At 66.7% G+C, this 19,141-nt stretch carries 16 protein-coding genes; 9 read left to right on the top strand and 7 right to left on the bottom strand.

Features of this window, described 5'->3' with window-relative positions:
• Nucleotides 1-29: 29 nt before the first annotated feature.
• Nucleotides 30-1,346, bottom strand: a complete 1,317-nt coding sequence (locus ON40_RS02915) for a YhgE/Pip domain-containing protein (RefSeq protein ID WP_306305368.1) — start codon at nucleotides 1,344-1,346, stop codon at nucleotides 30-32.
• A 112-nt stretch (nucleotides 1,347-1,458) separates the two neighbouring features.
• Here ON40_RS02915 and purF point away from each other — a divergent pair, with 112 nt between their 5' ends.
• The 5 genes from purF to ON40_RS02940 all read left to right on the top strand — a co-directional run bounded on the left by purF (nucleotide 1,459) and on the right by ON40_RS02940 (nucleotide 8,702).
• Nucleotides 1,459-3,036 carry an amidophosphoribosyltransferase gene (purF, locus tag ON40_RS02920; protein WP_040818274.1) on the top strand — a complete coding sequence of 526 codons (1,578 nt, stop codon included), beginning with the start codon at nucleotides 1,459-1,461 and terminating at the stop codon, nucleotides 3,034-3,036.
• 225 nt (nucleotides 3,037-3,261) lie between these two features.
• A complete protein-coding gene (locus ON40_RS02925; protein WP_040818186.1) occupies nucleotides 3,262-4,818 on the top strand; it encodes an ABC transporter substrate-binding protein in 1,557 nt (518 codons plus the stop codon).
• An 83-nt stretch (nucleotides 4,819-4,901) separates the two neighbouring features.
• Entirely contained in the window at nucleotides 4,902-5,912 is a 1,011-nt protein-coding gene (locus ON40_RS02930) for an ABC transporter permease (RefSeq protein WP_040818275.1), read from the top strand.
• A gap of 17 nt (nucleotides 5,913-5,929) precedes the next feature.
• Nucleotides 5,930-6,925 (top strand): ABC transporter permease, encoded by a 996-nt coding sequence (locus tag ON40_RS02935; protein ID WP_051192622.1) that lies wholly within the window; start codon nucleotides 5,930-5,932, stop codon nucleotides 6,923-6,925.
• Nucleotides 6,918-8,702, top strand: a complete 1,785-nt coding sequence (locus ON40_RS02940; RefSeq protein WP_040818189.1) for a dipeptide ABC transporter ATP-binding protein — start codon at nucleotides 6,918-6,920, stop codon at nucleotides 8,700-8,702. Before ON40_RS02935 ends, ON40_RS02940 begins: the two co-directional genes overlap by 8 nt.
• Nucleotides 8,703-8,911: 209 nt before the next feature.
• Here ON40_RS02940 and ON40_RS02945 read toward each other — a convergent pair whose 3' ends face one another.
• Both ON40_RS02945 and ON40_RS02950 read right to left on the bottom strand, forming a co-directional pair.
• Nucleotides 8,912-9,532 carry a TetR/AcrR family transcriptional regulator gene (locus ON40_RS02945; RefSeq protein ID WP_040818192.1) on the bottom strand — a complete coding sequence of 207 codons (621 nt, stop codon included), beginning with the start codon at nucleotides 9,530-9,532 and terminating at the stop codon, nucleotides 8,912-8,914.
• On the bottom strand, nucleotides 9,519-10,385 hold the full coding sequence (locus ON40_RS02950) for an alpha/beta fold hydrolase (RefSeq protein WP_040818194.1): 867 nt from the start codon (nucleotides 10,383-10,385) through the stop codon (nucleotides 9,519-9,521). The genes ON40_RS02945 and ON40_RS02950 overlap by 14 nt, the downstream gene beginning before the upstream one ends.
• 278 nt (nucleotides 10,386-10,663) lie before the next feature.
• Here ON40_RS02950 and purM point away from each other — a divergent pair, with 278 nt between their 5' ends.
• Nucleotides 10,664-11,761 carry a phosphoribosylformylglycinamidine cyclo-ligase gene (gene purM / locus ON40_RS02955; RefSeq protein WP_040818196.1) on the top strand — a complete coding sequence of 366 codons (1,098 nt, stop codon included), beginning with the start codon at nucleotides 10,664-10,666 and terminating at the stop codon, nucleotides 11,759-11,761.
• 256 nt (nucleotides 11,762-12,017) lie between these two features.
• On the opposite strand, the gene ON40_RS02960 is transcribed toward purM, so the two are convergent.
• The 4 genes from ON40_RS02960 to ygfZ form a co-directional block, all read right to left on the bottom strand.
• Nucleotides 12,018-12,233 carry a DUF3073 domain-containing protein gene (locus tag ON40_RS02960; RefSeq protein ID WP_040818199.1) on the bottom strand — a complete coding sequence of 72 codons (216 nt, stop codon included), beginning with the start codon at nucleotides 12,231-12,233 and terminating at the stop codon, nucleotides 12,018-12,020.
• A 172-nt stretch (nucleotides 12,234-12,405) separates the two neighbouring features.
• Nucleotides 12,406-13,371, bottom strand: coding sequence for an asparaginase (locus ON40_RS02965; protein ID WP_040818201.1), 966 nt, complete (start codon nucleotides 13,369-13,371; stop codon nucleotides 12,406-12,408).
• 133 nt (nucleotides 13,372-13,504) lie between these two features.
• Nucleotides 13,505-14,110 carry an MOSC domain-containing protein gene (locus tag ON40_RS02970; protein WP_245567632.1) on the bottom strand — a complete coding sequence of 202 codons (606 nt, stop codon included), beginning with the start codon at nucleotides 14,108-14,110 and terminating at the stop codon, nucleotides 13,505-13,507.
• A gap of 128 nt (nucleotides 14,111-14,238) precedes the next feature.
• Nucleotides 14,239-15,366 (bottom strand): CAF17-like 4Fe-4S cluster assembly/insertion protein YgfZ, encoded by a 1,128-nt coding sequence (ygfZ, locus tag ON40_RS02975; RefSeq protein WP_040818203.1) that lies wholly within the window; start codon nucleotides 15,364-15,366, stop codon nucleotides 14,239-14,241.
• Nucleotides 15,367-15,533: 167 nt separating this feature from the next.
• Here ygfZ and ON40_RS02980 point away from each other — a divergent pair, with 167 nt between their 5' ends.
• The 3 genes from ON40_RS02980 to cydB all read left to right on the top strand — a co-directional run bounded on the left by ON40_RS02980 (nucleotide 15,534) and on the right by cydB (nucleotide 19,138).
• On the top strand, nucleotides 15,534-16,445 hold the full coding sequence (locus ON40_RS02980; RefSeq protein WP_040818205.1) for an aminodeoxychorismate lyase: 912 nt from the start codon (nucleotides 15,534-15,536) through the stop codon (nucleotides 16,443-16,445).
• A 98-nt stretch (nucleotides 16,446-16,543) separates the two neighbouring features.
• Entirely contained in the window at nucleotides 16,544-18,061 is a 1,518-nt protein-coding gene (locus tag ON40_RS02985; protein WP_040818207.1) for a cytochrome ubiquinol oxidase subunit I, read from the top strand.
• 12 nt (nucleotides 18,062-18,073) lie between these two features.
• Nucleotides 18,074-19,138 carry a cytochrome d ubiquinol oxidase subunit II gene (gene cydB, locus ON40_RS02990; RefSeq protein ID WP_040818211.1) on the top strand — a complete coding sequence of 355 codons (1,065 nt, stop codon included), beginning with the start codon at nucleotides 18,074-18,076 and terminating at the stop codon, nucleotides 19,136-19,138.
• Nucleotides 19,139-19,141: the final 3 nt, after the last annotated feature.

The following is a 19,141-nucleotide window of genomic DNA, read 5'->3' on the forward strand; positions in this document are numbered from 1 at the left end:
GGTGTGCTGGAGCACGGTTCGGATGAGGTTCAGGCGGGCTGAGTCTGGTTGACCGGCTTGCGTTCGAGTCCCTTGTGGTCGTAGTAGCGCGTGATCACCAGCCCGAGGACCAACCCGATGGCCAGGCCCAGCGCGGCCATCCAGCATCCGCGAGCGAGTCCGGCGTCACCGCTGCCGTTGAAGTAGAGGATCGCGCGGGTGCCCAGGAACACCTGGTGCATCGGTTCGAACGAGGCCAGCCAGCCGAAGTACTTCGGGGTCGCCTCGATCGGGACCGAGCCGCCGGAGGAGGGCAGGCCCAGGATGATGAACACGATCATGTTGACGATCAGTCCAGAGCTGCCGATCGCCGCGAGGACCGAGGTGCAGGTGAAACCGGTCGCGATGATCACCAACGCGCCGTAGAGGAACAGCGTCAGCGGTTGATCGATCGGCATGCCCAGCATCTTGCCGATGCCCATCATCACCGCCGAGACGACCACCGCCATGACGGCCACGGCCGCCCACTTGATCAGCAGCGTCCGTACCCGGGAGATGCTCGCGCGCGGATAGTGCACGTACCACGGCCCCCACTCGGTCGGCAGGAAGCCCAGCGAGGAGTCGATCAGCTGATGCACGACCATCGCGCCGACCATGCCGACCATCAGCAGCAGCAGACCGTAGAAGAAGGCCGTCAGCCCTTGGCCGGAACCTCCGGGTAGCGGGCGGAACTGATCGGTCACGATGTTCAGCGGATGGGCCAGCACGATCCGGGTGGCGCCGGACAACTGGGTCGCGGTCCCGCCGCCGGAGGTGAGCTGGGCCTGCACCTGTTCGGTCAGCTGTTTGCCGACGGTGGTGTCGACCTGTGTCAGCGCCTCATTGCCGAAACGCTGCGCGATCGACGTGGCGAACGCGCCCGTGCGCGGATTGGTCTGCAGGGTGATGATCGGACGTTCGATATCGCCCGGGACGACGCTGCCGACACCGAGAATCCCGAGGCGTTTGGTGAAGTCGCTCGGAATGATGACCGTCGCGTACACCTTGCCGGTCTGCATCTGCAGCTGCGCCTCGTTCAGGCCCAGCACGCGCAGATCGATCTTGTCCGCGGGCACGGCCTTGCGCAGCCCGTCCTGCACCTGATCGCCGAAGTTGACCTGTTTGCCGCCGATCGTGTCGCCGACGTCCTGGTTCACCAGTGCGATCGGGAAGTCGTGCAGATTCTTCTCCGGATCGATGACGTAATCGAGATACATCACACTGAGCAGCGCGCCCAACAGAGTCATCACGATGATCGGAAAAGTCCACCTGACCGGGCTCAGTCGCCGAGGGTTCGCAGGCACTTCCGCACTGTCCGTAGACGCCACGGTCGCACCGTAGCAGCAAACCGCGTGCCATCCGGGTGATCCCGACGTAGGTTTCGCGCGGATGACCCGTAGAATGATCGATGCCACCAGCCCGCCGAACATGGAGCAAACGGTGACCAACGACGATCTGTCGGTCGAAAGCCCGAATTCACCCGTCGAACCCGACTCGGACCGGCCCGAAAACGAGCCACGCGAGGAGTGCGGCGTCTTCGGTGTCTGGGCTCCGGGTGAGGATGTGGCCAAGCTCACCTATTACGGCCTCTACGCATTGCAGCACCGCGGTCAGGAGGCGGCGGGCATCGCGGTCTCCGACGGTTCGCAGGTGCTGGTGTTCAAGGATCTGGGCCTGGTGAGTCAGGTGTTCGACGAGCAGACGCTGGCGGCCATGCCCGGCCACGTCGCGGTCGGGCACTGCCGGTATTCCACCACCGGCGCGGTCACCTGGGAGAACGCCCAGCCGATCTTCCGCACCACCTCGGTCGGCACCGGGATTGCCCTGGGGCACAACGGAAACCTGGTCAACACCGCCGAACTGGCCTCCCGGGCACGCGAATTCGGCCTGATCAACCGGATGCCGGGCTCGGTCGCGGCCACCTCGGACTCGGATGTGATGACCGCGCTGCTGGCGCACGCGGCCACCGACAAGAGCATCGAGCAGGCCGCGATGGAATTGCTGCCGACTCTGCGCGGCGCGTTCTGCCTGACCTTCATGGATGAGCACACCCTCTATGCCGCCCGCGATCCGCACGGTGTGCGGCCGCTGTGCCTGGGCCGCCTGGATCGTGGCTGGGTGGTTGCCAGCGAAACCGCCGCACTGGACATCGTCGGCGCATCCTTCGTGCGCGAAATCGAGCCGGGCGAACTGCTGGCGATCGACGCGGACGGGGTGCGTTCCTCGCGGTTCGCCAATCCGGAGCCGAAGGGCTGCGTCTTCGAATACGTCTACCTCGCCCGTCCGGACAGCACCATCTCCGGACGTTCGGTGCACGCCACGCGCGTGGAGATCGGCCGTCGCCTCGCCGGTGAACATCCGGTCGAAGCCGATCTGGTCATCCCCGTTCCCGAATCCGGCACCCCGGCCGCGGTCGGCTACGCCCAGGGTTCGGGCACGCCCTACGGTCAGGGACTGATGAAGAACGCCTACGTCGGGCGCACGTTCATCCAGCCCAGCCAGACCATCCGCCAGCTCGGCATCCGGCTCAAGCTCAATCCGCTGCGCGAGGTGATCCGCGGCAAACGCCTGGTCGTGGTGGATGATTCGATCGTGCGCGGCAACACCCAGCGCGCGTTGATCCGCATGCTGCGCGAGGCCGGGGCGTTGGAGATCCACGTCCGCATCGCCTCGCCGCCGGTGAAGTGGCCGTGCTTCTACGGCATCGACTTCGCCTCGCGCGCGGAGTTGATCGCCAACGGGGCCGAGTGCGAGGGTTCGGTCGAGGACATGGTCGAGAACGTGCGGCGTTCGATCGGCGCGGACACGCTGGGCTACATCTCCCTCGAGGGGATGGTCGCGGCCACCGAGCAGCCGCGCTCGCGCCTGTGCTGCGCCTGCTTCGACGGCGAGTACCCGATTGCGCTGCCGACCGAGGCCGCGATCGGAAAGAATGTCCTGGAGACGATTCTCGGCGGCAAGCCCGAGTCCCAGCTGCTGGGCGAGAACGCGAATGCGAGCGCCCTGAGTCGTCCGTAGACCTGCAGAATTTCTGCATAAGCGACTAATTGTTGCGAAACGCAACATATCCGCAACGCCCTGGCGGTACTGTCCCGCCATATCGAAGTTGACGCGGTCGCACCCGTCCCGTGACCCGGGACGGCGTGCGCCGCGTGTGCGAGATGAGGGACAGTCATGCGGTTAACGGCGACACATGCGTCGGCGGCCCGATCGGGTCGCGTGAAAACTATTGCGGCAGTAGGAATGGCAGGACTCGCGCTGGTCGCGGTCGCCGGGTGCGGTGCCGGCCGCACCAACGGCGGCGGCAGCGGTAGCGGTCTGGTCATCGGGACCACGGACAAGATCTTCTCCCTGGACCCCGCCGCGGCCTACGACCAGGGCTCGTACGTGCCCGAAACGCAGGTCTACCAGCACCTGCTGAACTTCGCGCCGGGGGCGACCAATCCGACCCCCGATGCGGCGCAGAAGTGCGAATTCGCCACGCCCACCACGTATTCCTGCACGCTGAAGCAGGGCCTGAAGTTCGCCAACGGTGATCCGCTGACCTCGGCCAGCGTGAAGTTCTCCTTCGATCGGATGTTGAAGATCAACGATCCGAACGGACCGGCCTCGCTGCTGGGCAATCTGGATCACACCGACGCTCCCGATGCGAATACGGTGACCTTCACCCTCAAGAACGCCAACGATCAGACCTTCCCGGCGATCCTGCCGACCCAGGCGGGGCCGATCGTGGACGAGAAGGTGTTCCCGGCGGACAAGATCATGGACGACGACGCGATCGTCAAGGCGAAGCCGTTCTCCGGGCCGTACACGATCACCAGCTACGACAAGAACAAACTCGTTCAGTATCAGGCGAATTCGGGGTACAACGGGATCCTGGGGACGCCGAAGACCGCGACGGTCTCGGCCAAGTACTACGCCTCGGCCGACAATCTCAAGCTCGACATCCAGAACGGCAACATCGATGTCGCCTATCGCAGCCTGAGCCCGACCGATCTGGAGTCGTTGCGCAAGAACGACAAGGTCGAGGTGCACGAGGGCCTGGGCGGCGAGCTGCGCTACATCGTGTTCAATCTGAACACCATGCCGGGCGGCACACCCGAGCAGAAGCTCGCGGTCCGCAAGGCCGTGTCCGCGAGCGTCGATCGCGACGCGCTGTCCACCGGTGTGTACAAGGGGATGTACCAGCCCGCGTATTCGACTGTGCCGCAGGGCTACGAGGGCGCGACCGAACCGTTCAAGGATCTCTACGGGGCCAAGCCGAACAAGGCCGAGGCCGCCAAATTCCTCGCCGACGCCGGGGTGCAGACACCGGTGCCGCTGAACCTGCAGTACAACCCGGATCACTACGGCGGCAGCAGTTCCGAGGAGTACGCGGCGATCAAGAACCAGCTCGAGTCGACCGGGCTGTTCACGGTGAACCTGCAGTCCACCGAGTGGGTGACCTATCAGAAGGAACGTGCTCGCGACGGCTACCCGGAGTATCAGATGGGCTGGTTCCCGGACTTCCCGGATCCGGACGACTATCTGACCCCGTTCTTCGCGCCGAACAACTTCCTGCAGAACCACTTCGAGGATCCGAGCATCACCGCGCAGCTGACCGCGGAGATCACCCAGCCGGACAAGACCCAGCGCATCGCGATCCTGCAGCAGATCCAATCCGATATCGCGCAGAAGTTCATTCCGGTGCTGCCGTTGCTGTCCGGTAAGCAGATCGCGGTGTCGGTCAAGGGCGTTCAGGGTGTGGAGAGCACGCTGGATCCGTCCACCAAGTTCCGCTACAGCGTGCTGAGCAAGTGACGAGCGTAGCCCCCGAGCGGGAGCCGGATGTCCCGGCTCCCGCCGCGAATGCGCAGCGCCGCAGTGGATCTCGCTATGGCGTACTGCTGCGCTACCTGGGAGTGCGGCTGTTGCTGATCGTGCCCACGGCATGGATTCTGGTGACGGTCGTCTTCTTCCTGATGCGCGTGGTGGGTGATCCGATCAGCGCCGCGCTGGGCGGGCGGCTGCCACCGGACCAGATCGCCGAACGCAAACGCGCGGCCGGATTCGACCGGCCCATCCTGACTCAGTACTGGGAGTACATCTCCGGGCTGGTGCGCGGGGATTTCGGTCGCTCCCAGGACAATCGGGCGATCAGCGACATCATCACCAGTTACGGCGCGGCTACGCTGGAACTGGTGGTGTGGGCGTTGATCGTCGCCTTCCTGGTCGGGATTCCACTCGGGCGGCTGGCCGCCAAACGACGGGACAAAGCCTCGGACGTGGGATTGCGGCTGTTCGCGATCCTGGTCTACGCGGCGCCGGTGTTCTTCGTCGGGCTGCTGCTCAAACTGGTTTTCGCGGTCGAGCTGGGCTGGCTGCCGGTGGCCGGGCGGGCGAGTACGAATGTGGAACTCGCACTGCAGAACGTCTCGCCGAAGACCAACATCCTGTTCATCGACGCAATCCTCTACGGCGACAGCGGATATCTGCTCGACGTGGTGAAACACGCCATCCTGCCCGCCATCGCGCTGGGACTGCTGACCGCGGGAATCTTCCTGCGGCTGGTGCGGATCAATCTGATCCAGACCCTGCGCAGCGATTTCGTGGACGCGGCGCGGGCGCGCGGCCTGTCGGATCGGGTGGTGACGGGGCGACATGCGTTCCGCAACGCCATGATTCCGATCGTGACGGTGATGGGCATGCAGATCGCGATGATGCTCGGCGGGGCGGTGCTCACCGAGATCACCTTCGAATGGAAGGGCCTGGGCTATCAGCTCGCGCAGTATCTGCAGGCTCGCGACTTCGTCGCGGTGCAGGGGATCGTGGCATTCCTGGCACTGGTCGTCGCGGTGATGAGCTTCCTGGTGGATATCGTTGTGGCGCTTATCGATCCGAGGGTGAGGTTCTAGTGACCGCTCCTGAACTGATGGCCGATCCGGTCGTCGTCCCGCCGGTGCCGCGCCGTGGAATTCCCGGGATGCGGCTGTTCTCGTTGACCTCCGGACTGCAGCGGGTGACATTGATCGCCGGGCTCGCGCTGATCGGGCTGTTCGTGATCGTCGCGGTGTTCGCACCGCTGATCGCGCCGTACGGATTCGCCCAGATCTCCGATCACGGTGTGGATTTCGTGCGACAGCAGGCGCCCTCGGCGCAGCACTGGTTCGGCACCTCGGTGCGCGGGGAGGACGTGTTCTCCCGGGTGATCTACGGGGCGCGCACCGCGCTGATCGTCATCGCGATCTCGCTGGTGTTGTCGCTGTTCGTCGGTGTGCCACTGGGATTGCTGTCCGGCTACGTCGGGCGCTGGGTGGACCGGGTGCTGGTGCTGTTCATGGACGCGATGTACGCGTTCCCGACGCTGCTGCTGGCGATCGTGGTGTCCATCGTGGTGGCGGGCGGCAATTCGTCGAGTTTCGGCGGTGTGCTGTCCGCGGCCGTGGCGATCACGGTGATCTATGTGCCGCAATACTTCCGGGTGGTGCGCAATGCGACGGTGGCGGTGAAGACCGAACCGTACGTCGACGCCGCACGGGTGACCGGTGCGTCGATCGGGCGAATCCTGTTCCGGCACATCTTCCCCAACGTCACGCAGTCGCTGCCGGTGATCATCACCCTCAACGGCTCCGAGGCGATCCTGACGCTGGCCGCGCTGGGATTCCTCGGTTACGGCATCGAACCGACCCAGGCCGCGGAATGGGGCTACGACCTGAACAAGGCGTTGTCCGATGTCTCCGACGGGATCTGGTGGACGGGGATATTTCCCGGCGTGGCCATCGTGCTTGTCGTGCTGGGGATGACGATGGTGGGGGAGAGTCTGAACGAGGTGCTCAACCCGCTGTTGCGGACGCGTCGGGCGGCCTCGGGTGCGAGCGCGACCGAGGGTGCCTCCGCCGCGAACGGTTCCGGAGACGGGAATGACTGAAATATCCGAACGTACTGCGGCCCTGTCGATCACGTCGCTCTCGGTCACCTTCAGCACCGACGCCGGGGCGGTCGATGCCGTGCGCGACGTGTCGTACGAGGTGTTCCCCGGTGAGGTGCTCGCGATCGTCGGCGAGTCGGGCTCGGGAAAGTCGGTGAGTTCGCGCACCGCGATCGGACTGCTGCCGCACACCGCCCAGGTGCGCGGGACGGTGACCGTCGGCGCGCACACGATCACCGCGATGTCGGACAAACAGCTGACCGCGATCCGCGGCGGCGAGATCTCGATGGTGTTCCAGGAGCCCGGTGCGGCCCTGGACCCGCTGTTCACCGTCGGCTTCCAGATCGCCGAAGCCGTTCGCGCCCACACGAATACCAGTCGTCGAGCGGCCAAGGCCCGTGCGATCGAACTGCTGCGAACGGTCGGACTGCCCGACCCGGAACATCGGGTCGACTTCTATCCGCATCAACTCTCCGGCGGACAGAAACAGCGCGTGATGATCGCCATCGCCCTCGCGTGCGAGCCGAAGGTGATCATCGCCGACGAACCGACCACCGCGCTGGACGTCACCGTCCAGGCCGAAATTCTGGAACTGCTCCGCGACCTGCGCGACCGCACCGGCAGCGCCATCGTCCTGATCACCCACAACATGGGCGTCGTCGCGGACCTGGCCGACCGCGTCGTGGTGATGCGTTCGGGCAAGGTGGTGGAAACCGCCCCGGTCGAGCAGCTGTTCGCCGCCCCGCGCGAGCAGTACACCCGAGATCTGCTCGCTGCCGTACCGCACCTCGGCGCTGGCTTGGAGCCCACTGCCGAGCCGGTGTCTCCGATTGCGCCGCAACCGGATTCGGCATCCGGTCCGGACCCGGTCAGACCGGCGGACCGGTCGAATTCGGATGCGTCGGTGAGCGGGGCGGATTCGAGCGAAGAGGTGACCTCGCCCGAAAACGTACTCGAGGTGCGGGATCTGGTCGTGGAATTCCCGGGTGCGCTGGGGCGGGCGGCCTTTCGTGCGGTCGACTCGGTGAGTTTCAGCATCGCCCGCGGTGAAACCCTGGGCCTGGTGGGGGAATCCGGGTCGGGCAAGACGACGATCGGGCGGTGTGTGGCCGCGCTGCAGCGGCCTTCGGCGGGGGTGATCCGGGTGCAGGGGCAGGAGCTGACCGGCTTGTCCGAGCGCAGGTTGCGGCCGATGCGCAGGCGGTTGGGGTTCGTGTTCCAGGATCCCGCGACGTCGCTGAATCCGCGGTTGACCGTGGGCCAGTGCGTTGCCGAGCCACTGGTGGTGCATCGTGCGGTCGCGGGTGCGGAGTTGCGGTCGCGGGTGCGCGGCATCCTGGACGCGGTGCAACTGCCGGAGGGGACCGAGAGTCGTTATCCCCATGAGCTTTCCGGTGGCCAGCGGCAGCGGGCGAGTCTGGCTCGGGCGCTGGTGCTGAATCCGGATCTGCTGGTCGCGGACGAGCCGACCAGCGCCCTGGACGTTTCGGTGCAGGCGCGGGTGCTCGAGCTGTTCGCCGAGCTACAGCGCGAATTCGGCTGGGCGTGCCTGTTCGTCAGCCACGATCTCGCCGTGGTGGATCAGCTCGCTGCCCGGATCATGGTGTTGCGCAACGGGTCCGTGGTCGAACAGGGCACCCGCGACGAGATCCTGCGGCACCCGTCCCAGGAATACACCCAGCGACTGGTCGCGGCCGTGCCGGTTCCGGACCCGGTCGAACAGCGTCGCCGCCGCGCCGCCTCGGCCGCCCTGTTCGCCGCGGACGGCGCCGGATGACCAACCGGATGCGGTGCGCGGGCCGTCATCCCCTCGGCGGAATCGGCTGCACCGCATCCCTTTCCGGACGGACGCTGGGCCGGTGGTAGGTATCGGCCGAGTGTTCACCGATCCGGGGCGGTGGCCGGTGCCGGACTGCCGCCGCCCCGGATCGGGGCCATCGATCATCTCCGCCGGAGAACCGCAGCGCGTCGAGAACGGTTGCGGTGTCAGGGTTCCGGCGCGGCCACCGGCCGCAGGAGCCCGCTGATCATCAGCAGGATGCACTGTTCGGCTTCGGCGCGTTCGGTTTCCGGATCCTCCGCGTTGGCCACCAGCATGCCCGCCTCGGTCACCGCGCTCAGGATCAGGTGCGCCAGCACGCGGACGGGCGCGTTCACGGCCAGGCCCGCGGCGACCGCGCGGTCCAGCAGATCGGTGATCAGGCCGAGGCCGTGCCGGCTCTCCATCTCGCGCCAGCCCGCCCAGCCCAGGACGGCGGGACCGTCGGCCATGGCGATGCGCACCGTTTCGGCGCGGCTGCACATGTCCAGGAAGGTGCGCAGGCCGACGGCCATCGCTGCCATCAGATCGTTCGGATCGGGCAGGGCCGCCACGGCCCGCTCGATCTCGGCGGTGTTGTCGGCCTCGAGTTGTTCGAGCACGGCCAGGAACAATCCCCTCTTGTCGCCGTAGTGGTGGTGCAGCGCCCCCCGGGTGACCCCGGCCTCGGACACGATCTCCTCGGCCGAGACGCCCGCATAGCCGCGCGCGGCGAACAGCCGATAACCGGCCTGTTCCAATGCGGTGCGGGTGGTGCGGGAGCGGTCCTCCTGACTACGGCGTGGCATGCAGCCGAGTGAACTCCACGATCAACTCGGTGAGCAACTCGGGCTGATCCTCGGCGATGAAGGTGTAGGAATCCGCGACGGTCTTCAGCGTCGCGTTGGGCAGATCGCCCGCGAGACGTTGTGCGAAGGACAGTTTGAACGCCTTGTCCTCGGGCGCCCACGCCAGCAGGATCGGCAGATCCAGACTCGGGAACCGCTCGGCGGCGGCCAGGGTGTACCGGTTGTGTACCCCGCGCACGAAGCGGCGCAGATCCGCGCGCACCGCGGCGGAATTGCGGCTCGGCAGCAGGTAGGAGTCGGTGATCTCCGGCGGCGGCTGGCGCTTGGTGACCAGGCCGAAGGCGATCGGCAACCGTAGCGCCGGACGCACCCGCATGAGTTCGAGCATCGCGCGCAGCAGACCGGGGACCGCGGCGATCCGCGGCAGCGGGGTGAACGGCTGCGGGAAGAACTTCTCGTAGGCGTCGCAGTTGGTGAGCACCACGCGCGCGACCCGGGATCGGTTGCGGGTCAACAGGATCTGCGTGATGGCCCCGCCGGTGTCGTTGGCCACGAGGGTCACATCGCGTAGCTCGAGCCGCTCGAGGAAGGCGGCGATGAGATCGGCCGCGCCGGTGGGGGACAGGTCCGCGTCGGGCACCGGAATCGTGTGCGCGCCGAAGGGCCAGTCCGGGGTGATGCATCGATGTCCCGCCGCGACCACGCCGGGCACGACCTTGCGCCACAGATCGGCGTTGACGAGCAGTCCGTGCACGAACACCACCGGATCGCCGGAGCCGGTGTCGTGATAGCGGATCCGGGCGCCGGGCAGGTCCACATGATCGATCGGGCCGAGTGCGGTGCTGGTTGCCATGGTTCCTCCTGGACTTCGGGGGTGGATGCCTGCCCAGATTCACATACATACGGGATGTATGTCAATAGTTCCTGTGGCCCGGCGAACAGTGCGACGACCGCACGAATGACCGGTGGCGGGTATGCGACCCATCCGGATAAGGGGGCTGGACAGCGGCGTCATCGCAATGGCGAGATTTTGTCGATCCACCAAGCCAATACCGGTGCATACCCGTTACTCCGCTCCGGTAGCGTGATCAGGCATCTATCCGCCGATTCGGTTTGGAGCTTTCCCCGAAAATGACTGAGCAGACCCCGAGTGGTGCCGGTATGGACGACCGGGGCGGCGCTTCGTACGCTGCCGCCGGTGTGGATATCGAGGCGGGTGACCGCGCGGTCGAGCTGTTCGCGCCCCTGGCTCGCAAGGCCACCCGGCCCGAGGTACAGGGCGGGCTCGGCGGCTTCGCCGGACTGTTCGCGCTCAAGGGCGGCTACCGCGAACCGGTGCTGGCCTCCTCGACCGATGGCGTCGGCACCAAACTCGCGGTCGCGCAGGCCATGGACAAGCACGACACCGTCGGGCTGGACCTGGTCGCCATGGTCGTGGACGATCTGGTCGTCTGCGGCGCCGAACCGCTGTTCCTGCAGGACTACATCGCGGTCGGCAAGGTCGTCCCGGAGCGGGTCGCGCAGATCGTGTCCGGTATCGCGGAGGGTTGCATCCAGGCCGGTTGCGCACTGCTCGGCGGTGAGACGGCCGAACATCCCGGCCTGATGGAGGACGACCACTACGACATCTCGGCCACCGGCGTCGGCGTGGTCGAGGCCGACGCGGTGCTGGGGCCGGATCGGGTGCGTCCCGGTGACGTGGTCATCGCCATGGGCTCCTCGGGCCTGCACTCCAACGGCTACAGCCTGGCCCGCAAGGTGTTGCTGGACATCGATCGGATGTCCCTGGCCGGACACGTCGAGGAGTTCGGCCGGACCCTCGGCGAGGAACTGCTCGAACCCACCAAGATCTACGCCAAGGACTGCCTGGCCCTGGTCGCAGAGACCGATGTGCGCACCTTCGCGCACGTCACCGGCGGCGGACTGGCCGGAAACCTGTCCCGGGTGGTGCCCGCGGGCCTGGTCGCCGAACTCGATCGCGGCACCTGGAATCCCGCGCCGGTGTTCAAGCTGATCGCCCAGCGCGGCCGGGTCGAGCGCGCGGAGATGGAGAAGACCTTCAACATGGGCGTCGGCATGGTCGCCGTCGTCGCCCCGGAGGACGCCGACCGCGCCCTGGCCGTCCTGACCGCCCGCCACATCGCCTGCTGGACGTTGGGCACGGTGAAGAAGGCCAAGGACGACGACGCCGACCGCGTCACCCTGGAAGGCGAACACCCGCGCTTCTGAGCGCGGCGGCATGCCGTTGGTTGCGAATGTCCGTTCCGGCAGAACCTTGGAACGGACATTCGCAACAGTCCGTAGAAGACTGGTCAACGGTGTGTGTCGACACCAAAAAAGCACCGATGTCCCGTTGGTTCAACGGGACTCCGATGCGGGTTGCTGAGCTCTCAGCTGGTGATGCGAGTTGCTCGACAGGCCGGACTCGGTGCGGACGTGTGAAGGGGGAGGCCCCGCAGGCCTCCCCCTTCACACGTCGTCCAGGTCAGCGGCGCCAGTTGTCGTAGTCGTCGTCGGTGTCGTTCCAGCGTGACAGCGATTCGTCGCCGTCGTGCTCGTCGGACAGCACATCACCGCGCTGCGAGTTGTGGGAGTGTCCCGACAGCTCGCGCTGAAGGCTCGTGAAGTCGGTCGATGGCGAGCTGTACTTGAGCTCGCGAGCAACCTTGGTCTGCTTTGCCTTAGCCCGGCCACGGCCCATGGCTGACCCCCTCACGTCACTGCGGAGCGGCCTGGGGTGGTTTGGCGGCCCCGTTCGAATTAATACTCTTCCTGACAGACACTTTAGCGTGTGTGACGCGGTCGCGCTTCCAGGAGTGGTCGAAGACTCCCGATCTGTCCGGGTTTGCCGGGTTGTCGCCCTCGGCCAGGAGTTATCCGAACAGGCCGGGGACCGCCCGGATCACCCCGACCCGCGCACCGCCGCCGAGCACCGCGGGAGTCGCCAGATCCGCGTGCGCATCGGTCCACTCCACCCCCATCCGACGCAGAATTGCCTGCGTCAGGGGCATGCGGGCGCGGTCGTGACCGTCGTCGATCTTGTAGGCGAACGCGCGCCCGTCCGGCAGCGCACCCGCGTGCACGCCGTCCGCGCCGATCTTGCAGACCAGTCCCGGGGTGGCTTGCATGGTCAGCAGGTCCGGGCCGTCCGTGCCGGAAATCACTCGCGGATTGTTGCGAATCGCCTCGGCGACGCGCCGTTGCGGGGTTCCGGGCTCGCCGGTCGCCATCGCCGCGTAGGCGCGGGCCAGATTCACCAGCGATACCGGCACGATCGGCAGACCGCAGCCGTCGATGCCGAGATCGACCTCCGATTCCCCGGTGATCTCGGCGATCGTCGCGGAGACCGCCTGCTGCAGCGGATGCGCCGCATTCAGGTATCCGACCGTGGGCCAGTCGTTGATCTTGCAGGTCGCGAGCATGGCGGCGTGTTTGCCCGAGCAGTTCATGTAGATCCTGCGCGCGGCCTTGTCGCGGTCCTGCCCGGCCAGGGCGCGGGCTCGGGCGAGTTCGTCGGAGGGCAGATCCGGCGGGCATTCGAGCTGGTCCTCGTCGAATCCGAACCGGTCCAGCAGGCGCTGCACGAGTTCCACGTGGTCCGGCTCGCCGAAGTGCGAGGCGGTGGCGATGGCCAGCTCGGCTTCGTCCTCGGGCTCGAAACCGTTGCGCAGCAAGGTGATCGCCTGCATCGGCTTATTGGTCGACCGCGGGAAGATCGGCAGGTGCACCTCGCCGAGTGCGATATCCGGCTCGCCGTCGCCGTTCAGGATCACCACCGAACCGCGGTGTACGCACTCGCGGAATCCGGATCGGACCACCTCGACCAGGTCGACACTCACGACCGCACCTCCCCGGCATTCGATTCGGACACCCGTGTGTGCACCCGTCCTCCCCGATCATCGTTCCGCGTCGTCCCGCGGGCATCCACCGTAGCGGACCGGCCGGTCCGGACTCGACGCGCGCGGCCGCCGATCATGAGCGCGTCCGGTTCGCGCGGCGCGCATGCCGTTCGACCTGCATGCGGACGTCGTCGGACACGGTGGGTTCGGCGGCCAGGAGTAGTTCGAGCCGCTCGGGATCGCGGCCGGTGAACAGGTCGCGGACCGTCACGCCGTGCTCCGGGACGTAGTCGATGCGCACCTCGTCGCCCGCGCCGATGGTGCCCTCGCGCAGCACGCGAAGGTATGCGCCGGTATCGGACTGCTGGGTGAAGCGCTTGACCCACTGCCGTTCGTTGCTCCAGTACTGGAACGTCGCGCACGGCACGCGTGGCGCGCTCACCTCGAGCACGGTGTCATCGATGCGCCAGCGCTCGCCGATGACCGAATCACTCACCGCCAGACCGGATATCCGCAGATTCTCGCCGAACCATCCGGCATCCAGTGGGCGCTGCAACTTCGCACCCCAGCGTTGCGCGTCGTGCTCGGCATAGGCGTACACGGCCTGGTGCACGCCGCCGTGATGCACGGTGTCGCACACGTGATCTCCGTCCAGACCCAGCGCGCGCACCGCGACACGGCCCGGGACCGGACGTTTATCGATCGCGGTGTGCCCGACGCGGTTCACCTTGGCGGGCATCTCGAGGTCGGCGTGCACCACGCACACCGCGAGCACCGTACCCACCGCCCCGAGACCGGACCGCGGCGTCGCCGGGGCGTGTGAGGTCCCCGGGACATGCGATATCGCGGATTCACCGGCGGGTGCGCTCATCGCCCGCGCAGCCTGTCCACCGCGAGGCGACCGGCCTGCGGCTCGTCGTCCGCGGGCACCGAATCGGGATCGATGGCCGCGGCCATCGGCCCCGCCTCGAGCCGGGCGTCGGCCGGGACGGCGCGTTTGAGCAGGGCCAAGGCGATGGGGCCGAGTTCGTAGTGGTCGACGAGGGTGCCCAGGCGGCCCACCGCGCGCCCGCCCGCGGTCACCGGATCGCCGACCTCCGGACGGGAGTCGGCCGATCCGTCCAGATGCAGCAGGACCAGATGACGTGGCGGTTTGCCGAGATTGTGCACCCGCGCGACCGTCTCCTGACCGCGGTAGCAGCCCTTGTTCAGGTGGACCGCGCCGAATTCGCCGACGTCGCCGATCCAGCGGACCTCGTGCGGGATGGTGCGCTCGTCGGTGTCCACGCCGATGCGCGGTCGCAGGGACGCCACCCGCAGCGCCTCGAACGCCCACAGTCCGGCCGGCGCCACACCCGCGGTGGTCAGCCTGGACCACCAGGAGTGCAGCTCCTCGCGCGGGACGAGTAGGTCGAAACTGTCACCGGTGGGCCACGGCATACGTCGCAGGAATCCGCCCGACGGTAGCGCAATTGCGCCATATGCCGGAGGTAGCTGTTCGACGCCGAGCGTCTCGGTGAGTGCGGCGATGCCGGGGCCGAGCAGGGTCAGCACGGCGTGCTCGGGAGCGGCCTCGGGTTTCGCGTCGGCCCAGAACACCATCTTGCGCAGATAGTCCAGCAGGTCCTGGCCGCGCTCGCCCTCGGTATCGATCCACAGCGTGCCGTCCAGATCGGTGAGCACGAAATGGTGCAGTACCCGGCCGTTGAGGTCCAGGTCCAGATCCTCGGCCGACTCGCCGTCGCCGAGATCGGTGATGTGCTGGCTGGAGATGGTGTGCAGCCAGGACAGCCGTTCGGCGCCGGTGATGGTGAGCACGAAACGGTGGGACCGATCGACCACGGCCGCGCGCTCGACCGCGGCTCGCTGTTCGCCGAACGGATCGCCGTAATGCCAGGCGATCGCGGCGTCGGGGGTTCCGGGCGGGCCCGCGACGGCCCCCGGAACGGTCAGCAGCGGACTGGGCGGGAGATCCACGGACACATCATCCACAATAGGCGAATTCGGACTCCGGGGTCGGCGGGCAAGTCGCGGCGGGATTTCACGACCCGTTTGCTGTGCAGTTCCTCACCGGTTGCCGGGTGATCCGAGCACGTGTGATGGTGGCCGACGGCAGTTCGGTACCCTCTCGCGGAGCCGTCCGTTCGCCTAGGCTGCTGCCCATGGTGGATCGAGTTCTGGTGACACTCGACGGCGCGGTCCAGGACCCGGACGCGCCGTTGCTCTCTGCGGACGACTTCGGCGCACTGCGCGGCGACGGCGTCTTCGAAACGGTTCTGGTACGCGAGGGCAAACCCTGTGCACTGGAATTGCATCTGGCCCGCTTGCGGCGTTCGGCACAGGTGCTGGATCTACCGGAACCCGATCTCGGGCAATGGCGTTCGGCAGTCGAGATCGCGGCCAAGGAGTGGGGCGCCGAGCGCGAGGGGCAGTTGCGCCTGGTGCTGACCCGCGGTCGCGAAAGTGCCGGTCCCGCATCGCGAGTCACCTCCGGTGCGTTGTCCGAGACCCCGGATTCGACCGCGTACGTTCTCGTCGCCCCGGTTCCCGAGCGGGTGGACAAGGCGCGCACCGAAGGGATTTCGGTGATCACCCTGGCGCGCGGAATCTCGGTCGATCTCGCCCAGAACGCACCGTGGCTGCTGATGGGTGCGAAATCCCTGTCGTACGCGACGAACATGTCCGCGCTGCGCTTCGCCGCCCGTCAGGACGCGGACGACGTCATCTTCACCAGCACCGAACATCGGGTGCTGGAGGGTCCGCGCTCGACCGTGGTGATCCAGCGCGACAAGCAGCTGCTCACCCCGCCCGCCAAGCACGGCGTCCTGCCCGGCATCACCCAGCGCGCACTGTTCGCCGAGGCCGAGCGGGCAGGGTGGTCGTGTGAGTACAAGTCCTTCTTCATCGCGGATCTGATCACCGCGGACAGCGTGTGGATGTTGGGGAGCATCACACTGGCCGCGCGGGTGGCATCACTGGACGGTCTGCGGATGTCCGCTCCGGACTGTGCGCCGGAAATCAGCGAGCTGGTCGATCGGGGTGTCGCGCGGAATTGGAAGCTCGCCGACTGGTGAGGTGATCGAGACCCGCCTCGTGACCTAGGACTCGTTGTTTCGGAAGGTATCTGGCGTAGCCTTTACTACGACATGTAGTAGTAGAGGTGGGAGGCCGGATGAGCGTTGTCGACATATCGCGGTGGCAGTTCGGTATCACCACCGTTTATCACTTCATGTTCGTACCGCTCACCATCGGTCTGGCCCCGTTGGTCGCGGGCATGCAGACCGCCTGGGTGGTGACCGGCAAGGAACACTGGTACCGGCTGACGAAGTTCTTCGGCAAGCTGTTCATGATCAACTTCGCGCTGGGGGTCGCGACCGGCATCGTGCAGGAATTCCAGTTCGGCATGAACTGGAGCGAATACTCGCGATTCGTCGGCGACGTCTTCGGCGCACCACTGGCCATGGAAGGCCTGGTCGCCTTCTTCATGGAATCCACCTTCCTCGGACTGTGGATCTTCGGCTGGACCCGGCTGCCCAAACTGGTGCACCTGGCGACGATCTGGCTGGTCGCGATCGGGGTGAACGCCTCGGCGTTCTTCATCATCGCGGCCAACTCGTTCATGCAGCATCCGGTCGGCGCGGTGTACAACCCGCAGACCGGACGCGCTGAGCTGCACAGCATTTGGCAGCTGCTCACCAATAACACCGCGCTGGCGGCATTTCCGCACGTCGTCGCCGGATCCTTCCTCACCGCAGCGACTTTCGTCGCCGGTATCGGTTGCTGGTGGATGGTCCGGGAGTCGCGCAAGGGCCGCGGCGCGCCCGGCGGGCCCGGAGGCGGCAGCTTGCGTAACCACGCAGGGCCCTCGCAAGCGCCGCCATCGGACACTGTCGACCTCGCCCGCGACATGTGGCGTCCGGCCGCGCGGATGGGCATGTGGGTGATCATCATCGCGGGCGTTGCCCTGGTGTTCACCGGTGATGTGCAGGGCAAGCTCATGTTCAAACAGCAGCCGATGAAGATGGCCTCGGCCGAATCGCTGTGCCACGGACAGACCGATCCGAAATTCTCGGTGCTCACCGTCGGCACGCACAACAACTGCGACAGCGTCACCCACGTCATCGAGGTACCGGGCGTGCTGCCCTGGCTGGCCGAGGGCAAATTCAGCGGCGTCACGCTGGGCGGAGTGAAGGATCTGCAGGTCAGCTACAACGAGAAGTACGGGCCGGGCGACTACCGGCCGAACCTGTTCGTGACCTACTGGACGTTCCGCGCGATGATCACGTGGGCGGGCGGTTCCGCGCTGATCGCACTGCTGGGACTGTGGCTGACCCGGCGCGGCCGGATCCCCGGACAACGCTGGTTCGGCTGGCTGAGCCTGCTGGTCATCCCGACGCCCTTCCTGGGCAACAGCGCGGGCTGGGTGTTCACCGAGATGGGACGTCAGCCGTGGGTGGTCGCACCCAATCCGACCGGTGATCCGCACCTGCGGATGACGGTGCAGCAGGCGGTATCCGGCAACACCGCGGGCACGGTGCTGACCTCGCTGATCGTGTTCACGGCGCTGTACGGGGTGCTGGCGATCGTCTGGTTCTTCCTGATGCGCCGGTACGTGATCGAAGGGCCCGAGGAAGTCGCCGCGGCGAGCGGGCAAGACGGTGCCGTCGAGAAGCTTTCGTTCGCCTACTGAGGGAGTCGAGCAATGAGTCTGCCGGAATTCTGGTTCCTGCTGATCGGTGTGCTGTTCACCGGGTATTTCGTGCTGGAGGGCTTCGACTTCGGCGTCGGCATGCTGATGCCGATCCTCGGCCGCGGATCCGAGACGCGAAAACGTGTGGTGCTCAACACGATCGGGCCGGTGTGGGATGGCAACGAGGTGTGGCTGATCACCGCGGGCGGTGCGCTGTTCGCGGCGTTCCCGGAGTGGTATGCGAGCCTGTTCTCCGGGTTCTATCTGGCGCTGCTGCTGATTCTGGTGGCGTTGATCGTCCGGATCGTCGGCATCGAATATCGCAGCAAGATCGATGATCCGCGGTGGCGGGCGGGCTGCGATGCGGCGATCATCTTCGGATCCTGGGTGCCCGCCCTGGCCTGGGGACTGGCCTTCGCGAACATGGTGCACGGCGTGAAACTGAACGAGCACAGGCAGATCGGCGGAAATCTGCTCGATCTGCTCGGGCCCTACGCACTGCTCGGCGCGTTGACCACGGCACTGCTGTTCCTGCTGCACGGTGCGGTGTTCATCGCGCTCAAGACCGGCGGCGAGGTGCGCGAGAGCGTGCGCCGGATCGCGCGGATCGTGGTCGTGCCGACGGTGATCGTGGTGCTGGCCTTCGCCCTGTGGACGCAGTTCGCCCACGGCAAGGGATGGACCTGGATTCCGTTGGCGCTGGCGGTGATCGGACTGGCGCTCGCGGCGGCGGCGACGTTGCGCGGGCGGGACGGCTGGGCATTCACCGGGACCGCGCTCACCGTCGCGGCGGCGATCGTGCTGTTGTTCGGCGCGTTGTTCCCGTATGTGCTGCCGTCGAGCATCGACCCGTCGTTCGGGCTGAGCGTGGACGGCCGGGTGGTGGACGGTCATCGGACCGTGAGCGCCTCCTCGACGCATTACACGCTGATGGTGATGAGCTGGTGCGCGGTGATCGTGACGCCGGTCGTGCTGCTGTATCAGGGCTGGACGTACTGGGTGTTCCGCAAGCGGCTGACCGTCGAGCAGATTCCACCGGCGACCGGGCTGTCGCTACAGCGCAGCGCCGCGGGCTGAGTC

This window comes from Nocardia jiangxiensis NBRC 101359 (assembly GCF_000308615.1).
GTDB classification, from domain to species: Bacteria; Actinomycetota; Actinomycetes; order Mycobacteriales; family Mycobacteriaceae; genus Nocardia; species Nocardia jiangxiensis.